Here is a 22,170-nt window from a genome sequence, read left to right on the forward strand (position 1 = left end):
TTAATTATCTATATATTATTTTATTGGTAAGGTAATGCTTTGCTGTCCTTTGATTGAGGAAGTGGAGGTATAGCTTGCTGTAAGCAGATATACTCCCTGCTCTAGATCGCCGGGTTTCTCCATGATTTGGAACATGCCTTCCAGACCGGTTAACATCTGGTGATTTTTTCTGCTACCTTGGCTAAGGATAAATGCTGTGATTTTCTCGGTTTCTTCAACCGTTAAGTTCGGGTGGGAAGGCATCTCTATGTTGCCCCATTGCCCCTTGGATCCTTCTAAAATATGATTTGCCAGGAGCGTAATGTTGTTCTTGTTTATCTCATATCTTTTAGCAATTTCGGAAAATGAAGGACCGGTCATTATTTCCTTGTCTGTATGACAGGCAAAACAAGTAGATTCCATCATTAATGACAACCCCTCATGGTTAGGTTCCTTTTTGTTTGCAGCCCTATTTTGGTTTAGCCCTTGTTTATCGTTTAAATGCATAAACTCAATTTCCAACAATACCTTGTTGTTCAATATTTCACCATATTTTGAGTCTCCGTCTGCTTTATCGGAAACGTCAATAGTATATTGGACGAAACTACCCCAAGTAAGGTTTTCATTTTGGGAAAGATGTAATTTTACGTTGGGAAGCGATTTTTCCTGTTGATTTTTTGTTGAAAAAAATGCTAATTGTGAAAACTTGGTCAATACTTCAGAAACACCTTGATTGTCGGACTTTTTCGTAGGTCCGTTCCAAATATTCAATGTGGAACTAATCAAAACTAGAAGTATAATATTTCGAACCACTTTTTATTAAATATTTTAATTATTAAGACTTATCGATTTCCATGGCTACTCTGTTAGCAGCGTTTGTGGCCGCTTCCATTCCCCAACTTCTGTTGTCTGTGTGTGCTCCACCAAAATGGATTCTGCCATGGGCTGCCATGGTATGGGGCCAAAACTTTGATAGTTCGCCCAAGGCTGAAAAACCATGACGCTCACAACCGTGTACAAAAGTATCTTTTGACCAATCCTTAACTAAAATCTGTTCAATGTCTATGTTGGACTTTTTACCAGGGTAGAGTTCCTTAAAGGCATCTAAGGTACGGCTTGGATTAGTACCCCCAGGTGCCTTTGCCATCAAGGAGACCCTATCCGTTTGTACTTCATCGGCAACTTGCCAAATATGGGAAAGGGCTGGGTGGTTAAATGAAAGATTGATGCTTAGCTGGTCCTTTAACCAGAATTTAGATCGGGCTTGGAAGACAATTCTTGTTGTCTGGTCATATTTTAGGTTGTCTATTACATATTGCTTTTCGGGTGGAAGGACGGGAGTAATCAGGATTTTTTTGAGTGCGGTTGTCCTAAGGCAGCATGCAAGGTAATCGGCAGACATTTCCTTGATCCCCCCCAGTTCTCTATATTTTACGTTTACCCCTGTTTCGGTATGGGCTATTTCCAAAACTTGACAACCCAGCTTTAGGTTGGTGCCCAAGCGTCGTCCCAATTCATTTGTTAATGCTTGATTCCCTTCTTTAAGACGAAATAGTTTAAATTGATTATCGTAGCCCCGTTTGTGCATTATAAAGGCTTGCCAAATACTGTAAAGGGCAGAAGTTTTATCTCCTCCCAAGAGTGACATTGCAGCTTTTGAAGCACCTGCTTGCTCATAGATTTGGGAGACCGGTATGTTTTCTAGTTGGTCGTACCCAATTCCAAAAGGTTGGTATTCATCTGTAAATTTCCCGAAATAGGGTTCCAGATATAGTAATTGCAAGTTGCTTACAGGGTTTGATTTCAGAAAATTCAATTCATATTTGTTGAATCCTCCTAGTAGTTCCATCTTCTTTTCGCGAACCTCTCTTTCCATTTTATCCGTGTGCCATACCCCGTCAATTCTTGTTAATCTATTTTCTCTATGATGATATGGTAGAACGGTAAGTTTGAACTCCTCAATATACTTCCAGTAGTTTTCGTAACCAGGTTTGGTAAAGTTTTCGGCCCCAAAGTCAGCATACAGTCCATCAGCTAGTCCATCATGAACGGAGAGTACTGCCCCACCAAATCTTCCAGAGGCTTCCAGTACCGTTACCTCATGACCCTTTTTCATTAATTCATAGGCACAGGAAAGTCCGCTAATACCAGCTCCGGCGACGATGATTTTTTTGGTTTTTCCTGTAGGGTGCCGTTCATTTTCAAGGTGATCAATTCCAGATTGTGTCTGTGCCATTAGGTGCGTTGGGATTAGGGAGGCGCTCAATCCCGAATAAATTGTGTTCTTTATAAATCTCCTTCTTTTAATCTGTGTCATTCCAACTTTGATTTTTATGTGAAAGCCTTACGATGGTAATGGTAATCAAGTGAAAATTATTTTTGATTAAAACCAACATATGACATACTTAGATTTTAGCTAGATATAAAGAAAATAAAAATAATTTTCAAATAGTTCAATCATTGCCCTAGATATGGACCTTCTCGTGTAATGATCAACCTGCCATACCTAATACTTTAAGGGCATTCTTGTTGTATATTTTTTCCAGTACTTCATCCGGAAGATAAAGACCATAAATCATCCAACGTCCCTGTAATTTATGAGCAGGTGTTGGGTCTATATATTCGTCATCGGTTTCCAAAAAACGAAAGTATAGGCGATAAGCCTCAGCATCACAGGGAGTATCCGTACCAAAGAGTATGCGGTCCTGATATTTTATAAAAAATTTACGGGCCGTATAAGGTTGCCTTCCCAATTCGCTTATTCGAGCATCTATATCCACATAAAAATTGGGATATGAATCTAGCCAACTTCCAACAACGGCTAAGTCCTCGGGCAGATTGCCAAAATGTGCTCCTATAAAAATGGTATTAGGATGTTTTTCAATAACTCTGTTCCTAGCTTCCAAGATTTCCATTTTTGATGGATACGCTTCTCCATAAAAAGACCATTCAGGATTTTTACCTAGTTCATCATAGCGTTCATTATATTGATCAATAGGAGTAAAGAAGGCTTTAGGATCTGATACGTGCATCTCAACGGGGATGCCGAGTTCACCACATTTAGCCCATATGGGGTCAATTCGGGGATCATCTACAGCTACAAATTTTCCGGAGGCATCTTTAAAACCTAGGCCAAGTGCTTTTGATATTTTTAACCCTCGACATCCCAGTTGAACTGCTTTTTCTAACTTCTCAGCTTCTTTGATTCCAAAGTTGGGTTCATCTATTTTACTGAAATCGGGTCTAAAAAAAGGCAGAAAGCGATCTTTACCTACGGCAGCAGAAACCTTTAGGTGTTCTTTGTAAAAATCATCTTTGGAGAGTGCATCAAGGCTTACGCATTTCCAGACACCTGCTTTATCCATTTCGGCCAAGTAGTGCTCTGTATTCTCAAGGTCGCCAAGGTGGTTATGGATGTCAATGACAGGGAATTTCGCCTTAATTATTTCTGTTTTTTTCGTAACAAGCTGACTTACTGGTTGCCAATCAACAAGTTTTAAATCGCTCGATTGTGCCGAAATGCATGTAATAACCAATATGAGAAGCAGGGGCATTAAAACACTTTTGTTGGGTTTGATCATAATCTCTTATTTAATGTTTATTTTTTTTGAAATCAAGTTAACTTACAGTAAGGTATCTACTTATTCTTGTCCACTGAGTTGGTATTGCCATGGATATTGATTTTCTCCCCAATATCCAGAATGTGGTACCGATCTTGAAGTGTTTTTGACAAACGAAATTCTACTTCATGGGCATATCCGCTGGTCCAATATCGATTTTGATCTGTTACTTTAAAGGTGTCTCTGTGCTGAGGCAAAATGTAAGCTGGTTCCAATTCATTTATTAGAATTACGGAAGGATCAATATGGGTGTTGTGTTCAGTAGGGGAGAAGAACAGGACATCAACATTTTTGAGGAACAGATGATCTTCCAATAAAACCGTATCTCCCATTTGTAGAAAGCGTTTGCCCCCAATTGTGATGACATAGCCACAATCTTCCAAATTTGCATCATAGAACACTGCAAATTTTGGATTACCGTGAATGGCCCTTACGGGTTCAATATGGATATCACCAATGTCAAAAGGAATTCTTGGGGAAGCCACTTTGATACGATTTTCTGGAATATTTAGTTCTTGCATGGCCGTTTCCTTACAATTGGCTGGCATTACAAAAACACAATTTCCATTTTTTGATAAGATTTCACTGGTTTCTCTTTCAAAGTGATCGCCATGTTCGTGGCTGATAAATGAAATATCCAGTTCTTTTGCCAATTCTTCCGCCGATATGGGAGAAGATATTGAGCGTTCTTTTGTTTCAAGGGCAAGGTCTGTGCCAATCAGTATGTCATTGTATTTTATGAGCCAGCCATTATGTCCCGTCCACCATGCAGCTAGTCCGGTTTTGTGAGATTTGATTTCTTTCATAAGTTCCCCTTCGGCATAGGCTTTCTGTGCATGCAGACGCTCTTTGGCCCCCAAAAACACAACCAAAAGGAGTAGTGTTCCTTTAAATAAGTTGAATGGTTTCATAATGGCTACAATTTTTAGCTGTAAATAGGGGTACGTTCTTTCCATTTACCTTTTGTAAAATCAGGTATGTCCACAGACTTACTCTTTTGCGCGACCGAAGCTTCTGAAAGTGGTGAAATTGAGCTGCTTGTTACCGAGTCATACACATCCCAATCAGGCAAAGTATTGTCGCGTAATGCAGCAATCAATCGGTGCCAATTGATAGGTGTTTTGGTATCACTGCTTCCATGTCCACGAATGGCACCGCCCTTTCTTTTAGGAGGATTATAATTTTGAATCATGGGGTGTTCGTATTCTTTTACATATTTATCGGCAGACTCCCACCGATGTTCCTCTGGACTTAGCCCTTCAATATAGATTTTGGAATCCACTCGGTCTCTCAGGTATACACCGCTGGTACCTTGAATACGGAAATTCTCTCTAGGATGAGGGGTGTGTGTATCATGGTTTAGGGTAATCAATTTACCGTTTACCGTTCTTATGAGGGTTGCATTATAATCACCAAGGGCCATTTTCTTACTGGCATAAGGATGGTCATCACCATACATGGATGCGGCATATCTGTTCAGCATAACGGACTTAGAGCTCATGGAAACAAGGTGATCGAAACGGTCTCCATGATTAATGTCCAGAACAGGCATCATATTTCTCATGGGATGGTCTGGATAAAGGTTTCCATTTCGGTCAACTGCATGCTGCAATCGCCAAGGTTCTTCATCAGGGTCAAATTTCACCCTTCTTAGGTCATGGACATACCCACTTTCTACATGGATAATATCCCCAAGCAGGTTTTTTCGGACCATGTTTAAAAGTGTCATGTCCCCAAAACCGCCTAGTACAAGGCTGGCCCATTTACCAGTTCTTTCAAAGGTCTCTACTAATTCCCAGCCCTCATCCAAAGTCTGGATCAGAGGAACTTCACACGCCGCATGCTTATTGTTGTTCATGGCAGCAAGGCAAATAGGGGCATGCCATTTCCATGAAGTACTAACTATCACTGCATCCAGTTCTTCTTCCTGACAGAGCCGTTTGAAGTCCGTAGGTCCGCGGTCATAGAGCCTTGGGGTAGGTTGACCCGCCTCTTCGATCCATCTTTTTGCCCTATGTAATCTGTCTGGTTTCAGTTCACAAATTGCAGGTATTTCCACCCCTTCAATGCCTAATGCCACATCAAGATGATAGGAGCCTCGACCACCAATTCCAACAAATCCCAGTCTTATTTTCTTTTCCGGTACTGCTGTAGTTTCTTGACCTAAAAGTTCCATTGGAACCCCCAAGCCAGCTACGGTTAATCCTCCCATGGCGAACGAGGATTGTTTCAAAAATTTTCTTCGGTCATAATCCTTGTTGCTCATAATTTCCATATTTTTAGTGGTAGGCGTTTACCCCATAGTTTTAAACCCCAATAACTTTGAGGCATTCTCAAAGTAAATTTTGTCAATAACTTCACGTGGTAGTTTTAACCCCTTTAATTTACCATAGCCCTTTAGCTTTAAGGGGTTGTCCGTGGCATAAAATTTCCATTCATCCAGCCACCTTTGGTGAATACGGTCTTTCAATTCGTCTGGATCATCAGTTGGGTTAATAGCTGTGTCGGTCCCATAAATCAACCGGTCCTGATAGGTAATGAAAAACTCCCTTGTTTTTTGCCGATTATTGAATGTATGTAGTTTAAGGTTTGGCATACGTGTAAGGTCTACTCGCATTAGGGGATAGGCATCCAAACGTTTTGCCAGTTCTTCCAAACTCCACTCCAAGCTGCCCAAATGGGCCCCCATAAAGTTCAAGTTAGGATGTTTCTCCAACATAGTGTCCCTAGCATTTATCTGATCTTCATAGGAAGGATATTCTGGATGCAAGTACATATGATATTCAGGATGCGAGCCATAATACCCTTGGTTAAAGATCATTTTCTCCAGGGGCAGCCAACAATCTCTTGGCTCACCATTATGCCCTAGTAGTGGTATACCCGTCTCAGATAGAAAAGTTAATACAGAATCAATTCGTGGATGGTCGACCATCACAAAATCTCCATTTTCATCCCTAAGATCCATCCCAATATTTTTCCAAATCTTTACAGCGGTTGCACCTTGGGCAAAGGATTGTTTGAGATGGGCTATGGTACTTTTCACCCAATCCTTTTGGTCCCAATTGGAAACTTTGAAAGTAGTAGCAAAGTTCATTTGATCCGGAAAGTTATTCAGGTGAATTTTGGCAAATGATTGTTGTTGGTCCATTATTACTCCAAAAGGGCGGTCATCTACAATATCTTGAAAATAGAAATTATCTGCTATCGCTTGTTGAATAAAATGTGTTTCCTTGGTATTGATATGGATATGGACATCAAACTTTTTAACCGTATTAAAATCTTTGAGTTGATAGTAAATTACAGGTTCTATCTTGGTAGCTACAGTATTATTTCTAAATTTTACGCCCACATAGATAAAGACGGAACATATGGTTAGTATTAAAAGGTACTTGCTCTGTATCATAGTTTAAAAAGATTGTTCCAGTTTAAGATTTTAAATTCTATAGGTATTCTTGGCATTGGTGGTATATATTTTTTGCAAAACCGAAGGGGGCAGTCCTAGCCCTTTAAAGGTCCCCTTTACCTCAGGTGCGGTCATAGTATTATCCTTAGCAAAAAAATCCCAATCCAGTTGATATCTATCATCCAAATAAGCGTTTAATCCAGAGACTTCCTGGTCATGATGCATTATAAAATCCGTTCCGTAGATAATACGATCTTGATAATTGATAAAGAAATCATATACCTTTTGCCAATGGGTCAAAGTTTGGTACTGCAGGTGACAAATTCTCTCAGCGAGGTCTACCATGGCCAAAGGATGGTAATCTAACCAAGCGGCAACTTTAGCAACATCCCATTCTAAACTAGCCAAATGCAATCCCACAAAGCGTAGTTTGGGATGTCTTTTCAAGACTTTGTTCCTTGCTTCCAACTGTTGGTCATAATCGGGGATTTCCGGATGTAAATACATATGATATTCTGGGTGGGCAGCAAAATAATCCCGATCGGACTCAACCGTCATTTCATCCATGGGCAGCCAGCAATTTCTTGGCTCCCCATTGTGGCCTAGGACCACCACGTCATTTTCTTCAAGATATTTAAAAATAGGTTCAAAAGACGGATGGTCAATCATAACGTAATGGCCATTTTTGTCTTGGATGGACATACCTATGTTTTTCCAGATCTTTACGCCAATGGCTCCCATATCCAACGATTTTTTAATGGTATTTAGGCTGGTCTCTAGCCATTTTTGGGAACCCCAAGCCCTGCATGAGAACGTTGTGGTAAAGTTTAAATAATCTCCATAGGCCTTTTTAAGATTCACTACCGTTTTTAACTGATCGTCAACAGAAGGAAATCCAGGAACATCTGTAACTATGGATAAGTATCCAATATCCTTTTTAACACCGTATTCCAATAGATTGGTTTTGGTTGAGTTATAATGGATATGGGCATCTATTTTCATGGGTTGCTTAATTTAATAGCGGTTTTATTTTACGCTTTTGAAAGACCTTAGGTTTGGTCAATGCCGCCTTAGCGGACACTTAAATTAGCCAAGAAACATCAGGCCATGATTTCTTGTATCGTTACTATATACCAATAGTAAGGGAGCGATGTATTCAAATTTCAGAAATGCTTCCAAATTATTGCTGAATAAGAAAGCATATGCCCCATTTTTAAGGGCAAATAGGAATTAGCAATACTCCCCGGTCAATGAAATTGATATGACCTAATAATTATCTTTCATCCACTCGTAAGGTGCCCTTTTCATCCAAAAGCCCCTGGTGAAATCTGGAAAGTCCTGTGTCTCTCCATTATTAGCAATAGAAGCTTCGGACAATGGAGTTACGGCACTCCAAGCCGCAGCATCATAGGCGTCTAAGGGTGGGGCAATATTAGCCTTTGCGGATTCTACAAAAGAGTTGAGTACAAAGAAATCCATACCGCCATGACCTGCACCCAGGGCATACTCACCATATTTTTTCCAAAGGGGGTGGTCATATTCCTCCAACCAAGAAGTAGCTTCATCCCATTCGTGTGCCTCTTTGGATTTACCTTCAATATAAATTCTATTGCCGTCCACTTCCCAAAGACCGTTGGCACCTTGTACACGGAATCCTAGGGAATAAGGCCTAGGCAGATTACAGTCATGGGTTATGATAATAGTTTCTCCATTTGCGGTATCTATGGTTGAGGTAATGACGTCGCCTTGTTTAAACTTTACATTTGCATTGGGGTGTTCTTTGCCTCCAACTTCTACTACATAGTTATGCAGCCCGATGGCCTTTGTGGCATGAGAGGTCAGGGAAACAAATCTATTGCCCCGGTTTACATCCGCCATTACGGCTATTGGCCCAAGGCCATGGGTAGGATAGACATCAGCATTGCGTTTCACCGAGTGCGCGGTACGCCATTTGGCTTCCGAAATACCTTTTTCGCCAAACTCTGCGCCCTTGCCATAGGCTGTTTTACCGTCATTAAATTTCACATGCCTTAGATCGTGCTGATAACCGCATCTGAAGTGTACCAACTCACCGAACAAGTTTTGTTTTACCATATTCAGTACGGCTAGGATATCCCTGCGATAGTTCACATTTTCCAAGATCATCATGTGGGTTCCGGTTTGCTCATGCATATTCACCAAATCCCAACATTCTTCTAAAGTATTGGCTGCCGAAACCTCCACTCCGGCATATTTACCTGCTTTCATGGCATCTACCGTCATGCGTGTATGCCAAAGCCAAGGTGTGGCAATGATAACAGCATCCACTTCTTTCAAATCTAGCATGTTCCGATAGTCATAATCAGAACTGCCAAAAGTCTTGGGCGCCTTGAACCCAGCTTTCTTAATATGATCTTGTGCTATTCTTATCCGCTCTGGGTCAGTATCACAGATCGCGGTAACATTGATATCTTTGCGTAATAGCAGGTTTCTAAGGTGGTTGGTGCCCCGCAATCCTACCCCGATCATGCCTACGTTCAACTTGTCATTCTCATTAAAGTACTGGGTGGCAAAGCTGGGTACTGCAAAAAGGCCTGCACTTGCCAAGGTGGTATTCTTTAAAAAATCTCGTCTAGAATTCATAATCATTGTTCTTGGTTATTATCTAATGTTATTGTTTTGGTTTGATTTCCAACAGAAGGAAGTCATCGAAGGAGCCATTATAAATGGGATTTGCTCCTGAAATCTCTCCCAACGTTTCATTGTTAAAATAATCCCTAACAAGATAGGTCTTACTTTGATCGAGACCTTTCAATTGGATATCCCCATCCCAATTATCCGCATAAAAGGCATAAAATAGAACATCATCCTTTTGAATGACATGTCCTTCTGGCTTGTCATAACCAATGTCATATACCCCACCCAAATAGGTGCCTTTGGAGAGCATCATGTTGTTATAAAGATCAAACCATTTCTTCCAGATTTTTTCCTTCTCTGGGGTCAATACATATTTTCCGGAGGCACTGGGATTGTCTTTGGGCCAAGTAAACTTTGTGCCGAGTACCGCTCCAATACCAAATGAAGTTGCAAAATCATCTGCGCCATCGCTTAACTCCACATGGTCCCCATAATAGGCCGTATTGGGAACCAAGGCCTTATAGGTCTTTCCTTTATGGCGAATCTGCCAACTGGAAAGCGGATCAGAAGATACCGCTTGGTTCATTGAAGCCATGTTGTAAAAAGACATGCATGTACCACAGGGGCAGTTTTCTACTACAGCATTTGGCTTAATGCTACGGGCCTCATCATATATCATTTGGAAGAAAGCGGGTACACCTTCAACAGAATTGTTAGGGTTTTCCAACGTATGGTCTGAAGCAACGGCGTTCATGTGCTGACCGTCCATTTTTAAACCATCAAATCCCCATTCTTCCATGAATAAATGTATTGTTTCCTTGGTATGGGCTATAGTAGCTTCTTTAGTAGGGGAGAGGTAATAGGAATTCCACCATGTTATGTATTGTGGTGAACCATCTTCTTGGATAATTTTACTATCCGGATGTTCTCTTAAAACCTTGCTTCCTGGATCGGCTGCCAAAGGTGTCCACCATACTTTAGCCTTCAGTCCGTTATCATGTATTTTATCTACCAATCTTTTTATTTCTATGTTTCCTTGCGGAAATTTTTTTGGGTCCGCGTTCCAATCTCCCTCTGCAATCTGAAAGCCGTCGTCAAGAACAGCCCATTTAATTCCAAGCTCCTTTACTTTTGGTAGTGTGCCTATAACCTCATTTAACGTGAAATTCCTTTCATAGCCCCATGCGCACCAAATGGGTTCAAAAGAAGCTTCCTCTGGTTCCACGATGGTGATTCCCTTGGCTTGCATTAATTCTGAATATTTTGAAAGGCTTGTAAAATAATCACCAGTGCTTATGGAAACAAAAGTTTCCAGCGTCTGAATAGTGTCTTTGGATTTCCAAATGGTATGATTATCAAAATCTTCCTGTACGCCTAACTTAGCCACTAAAGGATTTGACAATACTTCTGTAGGTAGGCTAACCTGTTTGGGAACCAATGCTAAATGGCCCACAGCAATATTTACGTCTTTTCGCCATACAGAACTTACGGGAATCCCACCTCCATAATCGGAGTCATTCATGCCCATAAAGTTTTTTTGATAATAACCAGCCTCTAGCGGTCTAACCCAGTCACTTCTCGCTGAGGTAGAGCTTCCTTGAAAAGCCCAAAAGGGCGGCGCATCATTTTGGGAGTCTATAGTGTATGTGTTGTTTGACCAATGATCTACAATAAGATTTTCCGATGAAGTATTAACGTAGGTAACTTGTGTTGATACTAGGTCTGGGAATGAGTCGTATGCTGTCAAGCGCACCGTTTTTAGAATATTTATTCCTTCGTCTTCATAAAGCCCTTGCAATACCCATTGTTTCCCGGTTAGCGCTCCATCAATAGTAGACTCCTTCGTTTCTTGATATTCAAACTTTTCAATAGTGTTACCGTTTACTTCTATATTCTCTGACGGTTGAAAAGACGAAACAAGTGCTTTGGTGTCGGGAAGGTTACTTGATATTTTGGTTTGCAAATACCCGTCCACCTCATAATCCAAAGCGCCATGTTCAATTTTGAGCACTGCATTATTGCCCGAATCCGTATTACAGCTCACAAAGGGCATGAAAATAACAAGTGCTAGGATTTTTAGACTGAAATATCTCATTTATTTTAATATTTTTCTTGCGTTTTCACTATATACCTTTCTTAAGGTCTCGTCGTCAAGGTCCAAACCGTTTAATGGCCAATGGTAACTAAAAAGGTCATTCTCATAAAAATGTTCATCTGCTGTCTCTAGAATTCTGAACGTAGTTTGATACATTGAGTCGTCCATTCCCATATCTGTTCCGTAAAGTAATCGATCTTGGTATTTTTTAAAGAAGGCTTTAGTAGCCCTTGGTACCGGAGCTACCTCGGCATATCTAGCAGATATATCGGCGTACAGGTTTGGGTACTTATCAAATAAATTGCCAAGAATACTCAAATCGTAACCGCAATTGGCATAATGACAGGCTATAAATGTGGTGCCAGGGTTATTGGATACAGCCTCTTCCAATGTTCCTATTAAATCAGCGTGTGGCAACACATTAGGGTTAGAAGTATCAATTTTCCATTTAGCTGCATTCATTAAACCATCGTTTTGGTTATCTATTGGTTCATACATCCAAATGGGTTCAGCAACGTGAATATTGACAGGCATTCCCAATTCACCACAACGTTTTAGCAAGGGCTGCATCCTAGGGTCGTTAAAGTGCATTCCAGGTGCTGGGGTTGGTCCAGAATTGGCCATTCCAAGTCCTTTATCCCCTAATTCACCTACTCCTTTGGCACCTACCTTAAAGCAGCGTTCAAGTTCTTTAATTGCTTTCTGCACATACCCTGGCTCCTCATAGCCGGAATAGTCGAATCCGCACCAAACTTCAAAGCGGTCCCCATATTTTGAATAAGCATTATAAATGCTGTCGAACTTCGTTCCTGTTTGGTACGTTAGAATGATTGTTTTTTCAACTCCTTTGGCATCCATGGTCATTATCCACGCTCTTATTTCTTCATCGGATGAGGCGTAGGGATGGGAGTGCACATCAATTATGGGATATTTAGCCTTGGAAATGACGGTTTTTTGAATATTATAGATCGATTTTGGTCGGTAATCCTTTAGTAGAATGTCTTCTTGGGCCCTAGAGCTAAAAATTCCAAAACAAATACATAATAGTAAAATGATTCTATTCATGACTAACTGAAATTTATTGTTTTTAATTTTGCGCTGACCAATGCGGTAGCTGCGGATGTGGCCTTGGGGAATACCTGTCTTAGGTCTATATTATCGGTATGTTTTAAGGTCTCTTGAAGTGATTTCATGAAAATGTTCTTAATCTCCGTTGCCAAATTTATTTTGGTGATACCCATTTTAATGGCACGCTGTAATTGGTCGTTAGGGATTCCTGAGCTTCCATGAAGTACTAGGGCTGCATCCATTGCTTTATTGATTTCACCAATAAGCTCTAATTGTAATTTGGGTGTTTCCTTATAAAAACCATGCGCAGAACCCACAGCTACTGCCAAGGCATTTATACCCGTCGCCTCTACAAACTCCTTAGCCTCGTCTGGGCGGGTATATATCATTTTTTGTTCTTGACCAAGTTTTGAAATATATCCTAACTCTGCTTCTACATTTATGTCATATTCAGTAGCATAGTCTACAATCTCTTTTGTTATTGCTATGTTTTCGGCAAAAGGTTTTTCACTGGCGTCTATCATTACCGAGTCAAATCCTGCATCGATACACCTTTTTACCAATTCTACATCCTGACCATGGTCTAGGTGGAGCCATGCTTTCACCCCATATTGTAAAATGGCGGCCCGGGCAAGCGATGTAGCGACCTCTAGCCCCATGTAATGTATGGAACTCTCTGAAAGCTGTAAAATCAGTTCTGAATTTGTATCACGGGCTGCTGTCAGGACAGCGGCTAGAGTCTCAAAATTATAGAAATTTGTTGCGAGTAGCGCCCTGCCTGTTTGTTTGTTCTGTTTTAATTTTTCTTTTAATCCCATAGGTTAGAGTGTAAATTCAAATTTCTCTTGAGCTTTTATTCTTACGGATTCAATGTTTTCAAATGCTGCAGTGCCACCAGGTTCGAGCGTGTTGATGGCCCCCATAACATTACCTACTTCCACACACCTGTCCAAGCTAGATCCTTTAACGAACTCACTAATAAACCCAGCATCAAAACTATCTCCGGCACCGATGCAATCGACTACCTTGCTATTTAGAAATGCAGGTTTCGAAGTTAGTTTTCCTTTTTCCCAAAGATGGGCACCATGTACACCATCTTTGATGACAACACAATTTGAATAGTTCTTTATTTTTTCAATTCCTGCAGATATGGTATCGGTGCCGGTAATATTTTTAAATTCCATAACATTGGGCATCCAAATGTCAATATGAGGTAACAACTGCTCCAATTCCAAATCCCAATTTTCAGCTGGGTCCCATTGGGGGTCCATTGATGTTTTAAGTCCCAATTTTTTGGCGCGTTTAAAGAGTTCTATTGCCTCATTCTTTATTCCCTTTTGTAGGAATATGGAACTCAAATGCAGGTGTTTGGAGCTCAACAACATTTCATCTGTAATATCTGCTGTTGAAAGGTGCTCCATGGCCCCTGGAAAGGTAACATTGGCACGATCCATTCCGTAGTTCATGACAATCGTTAACCCCGTACTGTATTTTTTTGTGGTTACAACAAAATCCGTATTTACTTTTTTATTCTGTAATGATTTTTTAATCAAATCGGCAAAACTATCTTCTCCTAAAAGGCCTACCATAGCAACGGACTTACCCAAAGAACTTAAATTACTTGCAAAAATGGCGGAACTGCTTCCCAGCACTACATTAAGCTCGCTTGCCAAAATTTCTTTCCCAATCATTGGGAAACCTTTGATGTCATCTAAAATAATGTCAACATTTAATTCTCCAATTACCAGTACATCAAAAGATATCATTGTATTTATAATTTTAAATTTTTTAAACTTTATTTCTGATTTGAGTTATTTACTCATTTCTTAAAAGTCTTAATGGACAATATTTTTTAAACTCAATTTGAATAGCCGACCATTTTTGGAACAAAATTTTGATTTAAAATTTATACCGCAAATACTGCTTGCTACTCTGTAAATTATAAATTAAGACCTTTTGTTTATGTAAATATAAAATTATAAATTAACTTATTCTACCTTTTTATTTTAAAGAAAATCTTTTTTTTAGTTATTTTTCAATCTAATTTAAATTTATTCGGGTTGAAACAAATCCACCAAAAGAATAAGTAAGTAATCTTTTAGATGGTATCCTAGTAATTAACTATGATTAAAAAATTAGACTTAAGATAATCTGGGATAAACAAGGAAAGTTCAGCCCTCGTTAAGGTGATGACTTTTGCATTTACCTGTTTTAAACCTGTATTGAACCCGGGATGAAGTAGGAAACTGGTATGAAAAGAATTTTCGGGGTATTTAAGATGTAATATTTTAAGATTTAAATCCAATTAGAGTTAGCTACCCTGTTAAAATAATGTTCAATTTTTCGGGACAATTAGGGTAGCCTATTCAAAGTGTTTTCTAGCTATAATTTTGAACTTCAAGCTATAATAAGTTGAATGTTTTGATCTTTTAGCCAGTTTCTGTCCTCCTTACTTAACTTTTCATCCGTAATTACAATATCGATTTTTTTCGTGGGACATATAAAGGCTAGGCTCCTTCGTCTAAATTTGCTAGAATCAGCAACAAGGATGACTTCTTTGGTTATTCCAATCATCACTTGATTTAATGACGCTTCTTCTATATTTGGCGTGAAAGCACCTTCCGTGATATCAAATCCGTCAACACCCAGAAATAGTTTGTCTACGTAAAAATTCCGCATACTTTTTTCTGCCAATGGTCCTACTAGTGAATGTGAATTTTTTCGTAAGGTGCCTCCTGGAACGATGATATTGATGTTTGGATATTTGAGTAATTCATTTGCGATGTTTAAGGCATTGGTGATTACGTTTAAAGATTTGTTTGAATTTAAATTCTTTGCAATTTCCATTGTAGTGGTTCCTGAATCTAAAATTATGGTCTCACCAGAATTCACTAGCTCAGCAGCTTTTTTGCCAATCCTTATTTTTTCCTTGTAATTTATCTTATCCTTTTCCGATAATTGAAAATCCATACTTACTTTATTTTCATTTATCATAGCACCGCCTCTTGAGCGAATAAGCAAACCTTTAGTCTCAAATAATTCCAGATCGTTACGTATGGTGACCTCACTAACTCCAAATGTTGCACTAAGTTCGTGTACGAAGACCTGTCCATCCTCATCAAGTAAATTAAGTATTTTTTTACGGCGTTCAACCGTAGACCTTTTTGTTTTTGCTCCCTTCATTTTCTTATGATTTTGGCATTTTAAAAGCTAATATATAAACATATGCCACCAATAAGGTAAAAATTTGTTTTCAAATAAATAAAATTACTATACGAAACTTTAAGTAGGTTTTATATATTTGTAACATAAGGATATGAAAGTTACATATCACGTAATAACTACTTTATGAAATACTTGGATATTGAGGCTTCTCAATTAAAAGTTGTCGGCGGATTTGATACGGCAAAAGAAATAGCAGAACAACCTGAACTTTGGATTAAAATATTTGAAAAATTAGTTAGGGATAAAGAAAGGATCGCCCCATTTCTAAATTCGGTCTTGAAAGAAACTAAAAAAATTATCTTGACTGGTGCTGGTACGAGTGCCTATATCGGTCATTCTGTAGAAGGCTGCATTCAACGAAATACTGGCATTACTACTGTATCGATAGCTACCACTCATATCGTATCACATCCAAATGATTATCTAGAACGGGAAACTCCAACATTATTGATTTCTTTCGCAAGATCTGGAAATAGCCCCGAAAGTATTGCTGTGGTGAAGCTTGCAGATACTTATTTGAATCATTGTTTTCATTTAATCATTACTTGTAGCGAAGAAGGGGATTTGGCAAAATACTCTTCGAAAAATAAACACATGGTTTTTTTATTGCCGCCGGAATCCAATGATAAAAGTCTTGCGATGACGGGTAGCTATTCAGGAATGCTCTTAACAATTTTACTGATGAGTAATTTCGATAAATTGGATTCAAAAAAAGAAGTGGTAAAGGCTATTGTCAAGTATGCAAATCAGTTGCTTCATAAAAAATTAGACCAAATTAGAAAAATTGCTCAATTGGATTTTACACGAGCCGTTTTTCTTGGTTCTGGACCGCTTTATGGCACGGCTATGGAATCCCATCTCAAATTACAGGAACTAACCGATGGTTTGGTTATCTGTAAAAATGATTCGTATTTGGGATTTAGGCACGGACCTAAGGCTGTAGTTGATGAGAATACGTTGCTGGTATATTATTTCTCAAATAATAAAAAAGTACTCCAATATGAAATAGATCTTGTCCAAGGGATGGGAGTTGGTAAGAGGCCATTGAAACAGATAGGAATCACCACCCGTGAAGAATGTATACCTTTTATTGATGATCTCATTGTTCTGGACGATGACGAATCAATAATTATTGATGATGAATATCTTTCAGTCTGCTACATAGTACTCGGACAGCTATTAGGATTTTACAAATCTTTAAATTTAAATCTACAACCAGACTCTCCCTCTACCACAGGTGCAATTTCAAGAGTGGTCAAAGGGGTTAAAATTTACTAAATCCTATTTGATAATATGATGAGAACGTTTAAAAAAAAGGAAAAATAATATTTAAGAAAGGTTATATAATTTTTTAATTTATATTTCTTTCGTTATAATCAAAATTTTACATATATTTAACTTAGTTTAGGATTTCTAACATCAACATATAATGAAGATCATATATCCAAATAAAACTAATTAACTTAAAACTAATTCAATTAACTTAAACCACTCTATATTATGAAAAAACCACAATGTAAATGCTATATGAACAAATTGTTTTATATGGCGTTTTTAGCTATCATGTCCTTGGGGTCCACGCAAGTCTATGCGCAGACATCTATTACAGGCACAATAACGGATGGTTCCGGCGTACTTCCTGGAGCAAGTGTATTAGTTAAAGGAACCACTAATGGTACCCAAACCGATTTTGACGGTAATTTCACTATTAATGCATCAGGCAATGCTACTTTGGTTGTTAGCTACATTGGTTACAAAACGTTAGAAGTTGCAGTCAATAATCGAACAACTATCAATGTATCACTACAGGAAGATGCTGAGGCTCTGTCCGAAGTGGTTGTGGTTGGATACGGTACGCAGCGTAAAGCGGATTTGACAGGGTCAATTGGCTCCATAGGTGCGGCAGATATTGTCTCAAAACCCATTACAAGTCCAGACCAAGCACTAGCGGGTACAATTTCTGGGGTAAACATAACGAACCGAAGTGGTGACCCAGGTGCTCCTATAAGTGTAAATATACGTGGGGTGGGTACACCAGGAGTAAACGATCCTTTATGGGTTATTGATGGAGTTCCAATTGTGCAAACCACCAATATAACCGTTAATACTTCATCAACGACGGATTCAAACCCTTTGGCTGGTTTGAATGCGAATGATATCGAATCCATCGATGTATTAAAGGATGCCGCTTCTACCGCCATTTATGGGGCAAGAGCAGCGAACGGTGTTATTATCGTAACGACCAAAAGGGGTAAAAAAGGAGATGCTCGAGTAACGTATGATGGTTATACTTCTTTTGCCAGTGTTAGAAATACGATAGATGTTTTAGATGTAGACCAGTATATAGATATTCAAGGCCAATTGGGCAGGGATCTTTCTCAATTTAGTGGCCAGCCCTATGTGGATTGGCAAGATTTAATTTTTAAGACCGGTTTTGTGCAAAACCATAACGTCTCCGTAAGTGGTGGAAGTGAAAAGGCAACCTATTTTATATCCGGTGGTTATTTAGACCAGGAAGGAACTGAAAGAGCTCAGGCTTTTTCTAGATATTCTTTTAAAGCAAACTCAGATATAAAGGTAGGGGATAGGCTGAAATTTGGAGAATCTATTTTGATTAGCCAGGTGGATAGACAGGTTCAAAGTGAGCCAGGGATATTTGCGGGCTTCAATTCCGCTAGTAATGCACCGTATTATCAGCCTTTTGGAGATGGTCCATTGGGTTATAACTTGATAAACCAGCAGACTGTGGGACAGGGTTCTGCTAATAACTATCTTTTCAATACGGATGAAAGGTTTACTAGGACAACCATTCAGACACGTAAGGTCCTTGCGAACTTTTATGGTGAGCTCGATATAATTGAAGGGTTAAAGGCCCGGACATCTTTGGGTGTAGACTATAATGTAGGTGTAGGTGACTATTTCACAAGTGGAGTTGATCAATTGAATGGAGCTTCTGGTTCATCATTATTGGTGTCCGAGAGACCTATAGAGTTAACATTGACCAGCGCTGCAACACTGCAATATGATAAGACTTTTGGTGATGGCGATCATAACATTGGTGCCCTCTTTGGATTTGAGCAGACCAAATTTAGATATGATAAGCAGCGACTTCAGGGAAGGAACCTGTTCAATGAAAATTTTGCTGCGACCGGTACCACGGTAGCCGGTGCCAATGAGGCTGATTTGTGGACCCTACAAGGATGGTTAGGTCGTTTGACCTATAATTACAAGGGTAAATATCTTGCTACTGCCAATATGCGTAGAGATGCTACTTCAAGATTTGCCCCTGGTAATAGAGATCAGGTATTCCCATCCGTTTCATTGGGTTGGAGGATGACTGACGAAGACTTTTTTCCTAAAGATACTGCGATAGACGAAATTAAATTGAGAGGTGGCTGGGGACAATCAGGTAATCAATTTACGGGTCTCAATTTTGCCTACTTAAGTGCAATTGATAATAATGTCCGATATGTAATCGGAGACGATCAAGGAACAGTAGTTGCTCCTGCACCAACTACATTTGCAAATTCTGATTTAAAATGGGAGACCAGTACACAATTTGATATTGGTGTTGACGCAAGCTTTTTTGATGGTAAATTAACAGGAACTTTTGATTATTATAATAAAACAACGGATGATGTTCTTTTAGGTTTCCCTTTACCTTTTGTCTCAGGATTCTTCCTACCTGCCGATGCAAATATTGGGCAAATAAAGAATTCAGGTATTGAATTTTCCTTTACCTATGCCAATGCTATTGGAGATTTTAATTATAGCATTGGAGGAAACCTTACTACAGTTAAAAATGAGGTCACAGACTTAGGGCCAATACCTAATATAATAAGTGGTATAGGTGGGGCTTCTACCCATAGAACTGTTGTAGGCCAAAGCCTAGGGCATTTTTATGGCTACAAAACCGATGGACTTTATCAAAATGCTGCTGAAGTTGCTGCAGCGGTACCTGATGTTAATGGAACGCCTTCTCCTGGAGATGTTCGTTTTGTTGATATTAACAATGATGGTGTAGTGGACGCAGATGACAGGTCTTTCTTAGGTAGTCCGTTCCCAGGTTTCTTTTATGGTTTTGTTTTCAATGCAGAATACAAAGGATTTGACTTTTCCATGAATTTGAGGGGAGTCGGTGACAGACAGATTTATAACTCCGCTAGAATTGGTTTGGAAGGAATGAATAGTACCGGTAATTTTAGTACTCAAATACTGAATAGATGGACAAGTGAAGGTAGTACTAATTCAAGTTCTAATCCTAGGTTGGCCCTTAATGATCCTAATGGAAATAACCGTTTTTCTGATCGATGGGTTGAAGATGCAGGCTATTTGCGAATTCAGAATATATCCATAGGATATACGCTGTCTCAAGAGAAATTGAGAAGTTGGACTGATAACTTCGTAACCAATATGCGCTTTTATATTGGAGCACAAAATCTGGCTACCTTTACCAAATATTCAGGATATGATCCTGAGGTAGGTCGGGCCCAGAGTTTTCAAAAAGGTGATTTTACCTTGGCTACCGGTCAAGATGGTGGACAGACGCCTTTACCTAGGATAATTCAATTGGGTTGGACAGTAAACTTTAATTAAAAAATTATTATAATATAACAGTTATGAAAAAAATAAATCAATTTATAGTTGTCGTTTGCTCTTTAGGGGTGTTATTCTCCTGTAGCGACCAATTAGATTTGCAGCCTTTAGATAGGCTGACCACAGATACGTTCTATAAAACTAGAGCTGACTTCGATGGCGCTATTTTTGCCTCTTATTCCTCCATACAGGATTTTTGGGGAACCAGTACGGAAACGCTATCGGAAAGAGGTGAATTTTGGAAAATCAGCGTGGCGATTACGGACGATGTCGCAGCTGATGCCGTAAATGCAGATGGAATAACAAGAGATGTTGATGCGCTTCAGATAAGAGCCGCTGATACTCCTTATGCTGCGGTCTATACCCAAATTTATGAAGGTATTTACCGCGCAAATATTGTTCTTGATCGTTTGGATGCTGAAAACGAACTTACAGCTGATGATAAAACTGTTTTGGCGGCTGAAGCAAAATTTCTTCGTGCCTGGTTTCATTTTCAGGCAATGAAATTATTTGGAACTCCTCCGGCGGCTTTGGGGGTTATTACTGATATAAATGCCCAAGCTTTGCCAAATGCTTCTCGAGATGATTTGTTTGCGGCCATTTTGTCTGATTTTGCAGATGCTGAAGCTGGTTTACCAGAGGTCTGGGACAGCGGTAATACAGGACGGGCAACGTCTTGGGCGGCTAGTTCCTATATTGGAAAGGTAAATGTTTGGAAAGAAGATTGGCCTGCAGCAATTACCGCATTAGGTAATGTAGTAAATAATGGGCCTTACATGTTGATGCCCAATTATGAGGATAATTTCAATTTCGACACTGAAAATAATGCGGAATCCATATTTGAAATTCAATTTGGTGGTCCTTTCTCTGACGATAACATTTGGGTGTTTGATGATACGCACTCTGAAGATTTCAAGGCATCACAAGGTATTGCCAGATCATACTATTGGGACGCCGGCGGAAATGGTGTACCAGGTGGTAAGAATGGATGGTTTGCTCCCACAGAGGACCTATTAAATGCTTATGAACCTGGAGATGTGCGTTTACCTTTTGTTTTATACCATGACGGTGATACGTACTATAGTTATGATGGTGGCGGTCAAATTGTATTACCTTATGATACAACGTGGTCCTCAACTTCATTGACATCAAGTAAATACCAAGGTGCTCACAATACGGTTGATGGAAATCGTTCTCCCAATGGACAATCTGAATTTAACAATGAGCGTTGGTTCAGGTTTGCAGAGCTTAAATTATTATATGCAGAAGCACTCATTGAAGGAGGTGGTGATTTGGGTATAGCTGAGCAACAGATAAATGATGTTCGTAACAGAGCTGGATTAGGAGATTTGGCTGTTGGTGCAGACTTGTTAACGGCCATGCGACAAGAAAAAAGGGTAGAATTGGCATTTGAGCCCCATAGATGGTTTGATATTACAAGATGGGGTATAGGATCTCAAGTATTTGGTGCAAACTGGAATGATAGATTAAATGTTTTTCCATTTCCATTAACAGAGATAGAGCGTTCTAATGGTGTGTTAAATCAAAATCCAGGATACTAATAGAAA

At 39.4% G+C, this 22,170-nt stretch carries 16 protein-coding genes; 3 read left to right on the top strand and 13 right to left on the bottom strand.

From position 1 onward, the window contains the following. Positions 1-15: 15 nt before the first annotated feature. The 13 genes from BMY56_RS00160 to agaR form a co-directional block, all read right to left on the bottom strand. On the bottom strand, positions 16-765 hold the full coding sequence (locus tag BMY56_RS00160; protein WP_143057754.1) for a c-type cytochrome: 750 nt from the start codon (positions 763-765) through the stop codon (positions 16-18). Between the two features lie 49 nt (positions 766-814). Further along, positions 815-2,296, bottom strand: coding sequence for a flavin monoamine oxidase family protein (locus BMY56_RS00165; RefSeq protein WP_091618554.1), 1,482 nt, complete (start codon positions 2,294-2,296; stop codon positions 815-817). 175 nt (positions 2,297-2,471) lie between these two features. Next, positions 2,472-3,560, bottom strand: a complete 1,089-nt coding sequence (locus tag BMY56_RS00170; protein WP_091618556.1) for an amidohydrolase family protein — start codon at positions 3,558-3,560, stop codon at positions 2,472-2,474. 56 nt (positions 3,561-3,616) lie between these two features. Further along, positions 3,617-4,510 carry an MBL fold metallo-hydrolase gene (locus tag BMY56_RS00175; protein ID WP_218144540.1) on the bottom strand — a complete coding sequence of 298 codons (894 nt, stop codon included), beginning with the start codon at positions 4,508-4,510 and terminating at the stop codon, positions 3,617-3,619. Positions 4,511-4,524: 14 nt separating this feature from the next. Further along, positions 4,525-5,811: a Gfo/Idh/MocA family protein gene (locus BMY56_RS00180; RefSeq protein WP_177170892.1), complete on the bottom strand. Its 1,287-nt coding sequence runs from the start codon at positions 5,809-5,811 to the stop codon at positions 4,525-4,527. 81 nt (positions 5,812-5,892) lie between these two features. Beyond that, positions 5,893-7,002, bottom strand: coding sequence for an amidohydrolase family protein (locus BMY56_RS00185; RefSeq protein WP_091618561.1), 1,110 nt, complete (start codon positions 7,000-7,002; stop codon positions 5,893-5,895). Positions 7,003-7,032: 30 nt separating this feature from the next. Next, the gene (locus BMY56_RS00190; protein ID WP_091618563.1) at positions 7,033-8,004 is read right to left on the bottom strand and encodes an amidohydrolase family protein; all 972 of its coding nucleotides are present in this window, start codon (positions 8,002-8,004) and stop codon (positions 7,033-7,035) included. Between the two features lie 264 nt (positions 8,005-8,268). Then, complete coding sequence (locus BMY56_RS00195) at positions 8,269-9,624, bottom strand: Gfo/Idh/MocA family protein (protein WP_091618565.1); 1,356 nt, start codon at positions 9,622-9,624, stop codon at positions 8,269-8,271. A 28-nt stretch (positions 9,625-9,652) separates the two neighbouring features. Then, positions 9,653-11,713 (bottom strand): glycoside hydrolase family 36 protein, encoded by a 2,061-nt coding sequence (locus tag BMY56_RS00200; protein ID WP_091618567.1) that lies wholly within the window; start codon positions 11,711-11,713, stop codon positions 9,653-9,655. Next, a complete protein-coding gene (locus tag BMY56_RS00205; protein ID WP_091618569.1) occupies positions 11,714-12,778 on the bottom strand; it encodes an amidohydrolase family protein in 1,065 nt (354 codons plus the stop codon). 2 nt (positions 12,779-12,780) lie between these two features. Beyond that, positions 12,781-13,599, bottom strand: a complete 819-nt coding sequence (locus BMY56_RS00210) for a class II fructose-bisphosphate aldolase (RefSeq protein WP_091618571.1) — start codon at positions 13,597-13,599, stop codon at positions 12,781-12,783. Between the two features lie 3 nt (positions 13,600-13,602). Further along, the gene (locus BMY56_RS00215; protein WP_091618573.1) at positions 13,603-14,547 is read right to left on the bottom strand and encodes a carbohydrate kinase family protein; all 945 of its coding nucleotides are present in this window, start codon (positions 14,545-14,547) and stop codon (positions 13,603-13,605) included. A gap of 631 nt (positions 14,548-15,178) precedes the next feature. Then, positions 15,179-15,964, bottom strand: coding sequence for a transcriptional repressor AgaR (gene agaR, locus BMY56_RS00220; RefSeq protein ID WP_091618575.1), 786 nt, complete (start codon positions 15,962-15,964; stop codon positions 15,179-15,181). A gap of 165 nt (positions 15,965-16,129) precedes the next feature. Here agaR and BMY56_RS00225 point away from each other — a divergent pair, with 165 nt between their 5' ends. The 3 genes from BMY56_RS00225 (at position 16,130) to BMY56_RS00235 (ending at position 22,164) form a co-directional block, all read left to right on the top strand. After that, on the top strand, positions 16,130-17,284 hold the full coding sequence (locus BMY56_RS00225; protein WP_091618578.1) for an SIS domain-containing protein: 1,155 nt from the start codon (positions 16,130-16,132) through the stop codon (positions 17,282-17,284). A 222-nt stretch (positions 17,285-17,506) separates the two neighbouring features. Next, on the top strand, positions 17,507-20,602 hold the full coding sequence (locus tag BMY56_RS00230) for a SusC/RagA family TonB-linked outer membrane protein (RefSeq protein WP_091618580.1): 3,096 nt from the start codon (positions 17,507-17,509) through the stop codon (positions 20,600-20,602). Positions 20,603-20,625: 23 nt separating this feature from the next. Then, on the top strand, positions 20,626-22,164 hold the full coding sequence (locus BMY56_RS00235; RefSeq protein WP_091618582.1) for a RagB/SusD family nutrient uptake outer membrane protein: 1,539 nt from the start codon (positions 20,626-20,628) through the stop codon (positions 22,162-22,164). Positions 22,165-22,170: the final 6 nt, after the last annotated feature.

The organism is Maribacter orientalis (genome assembly GCF_900109345.1).
Lineage (GTDB): Bacteria > Bacteroidota > Bacteroidia > Flavobacteriales > Flavobacteriaceae > Maribacter > Maribacter orientalis.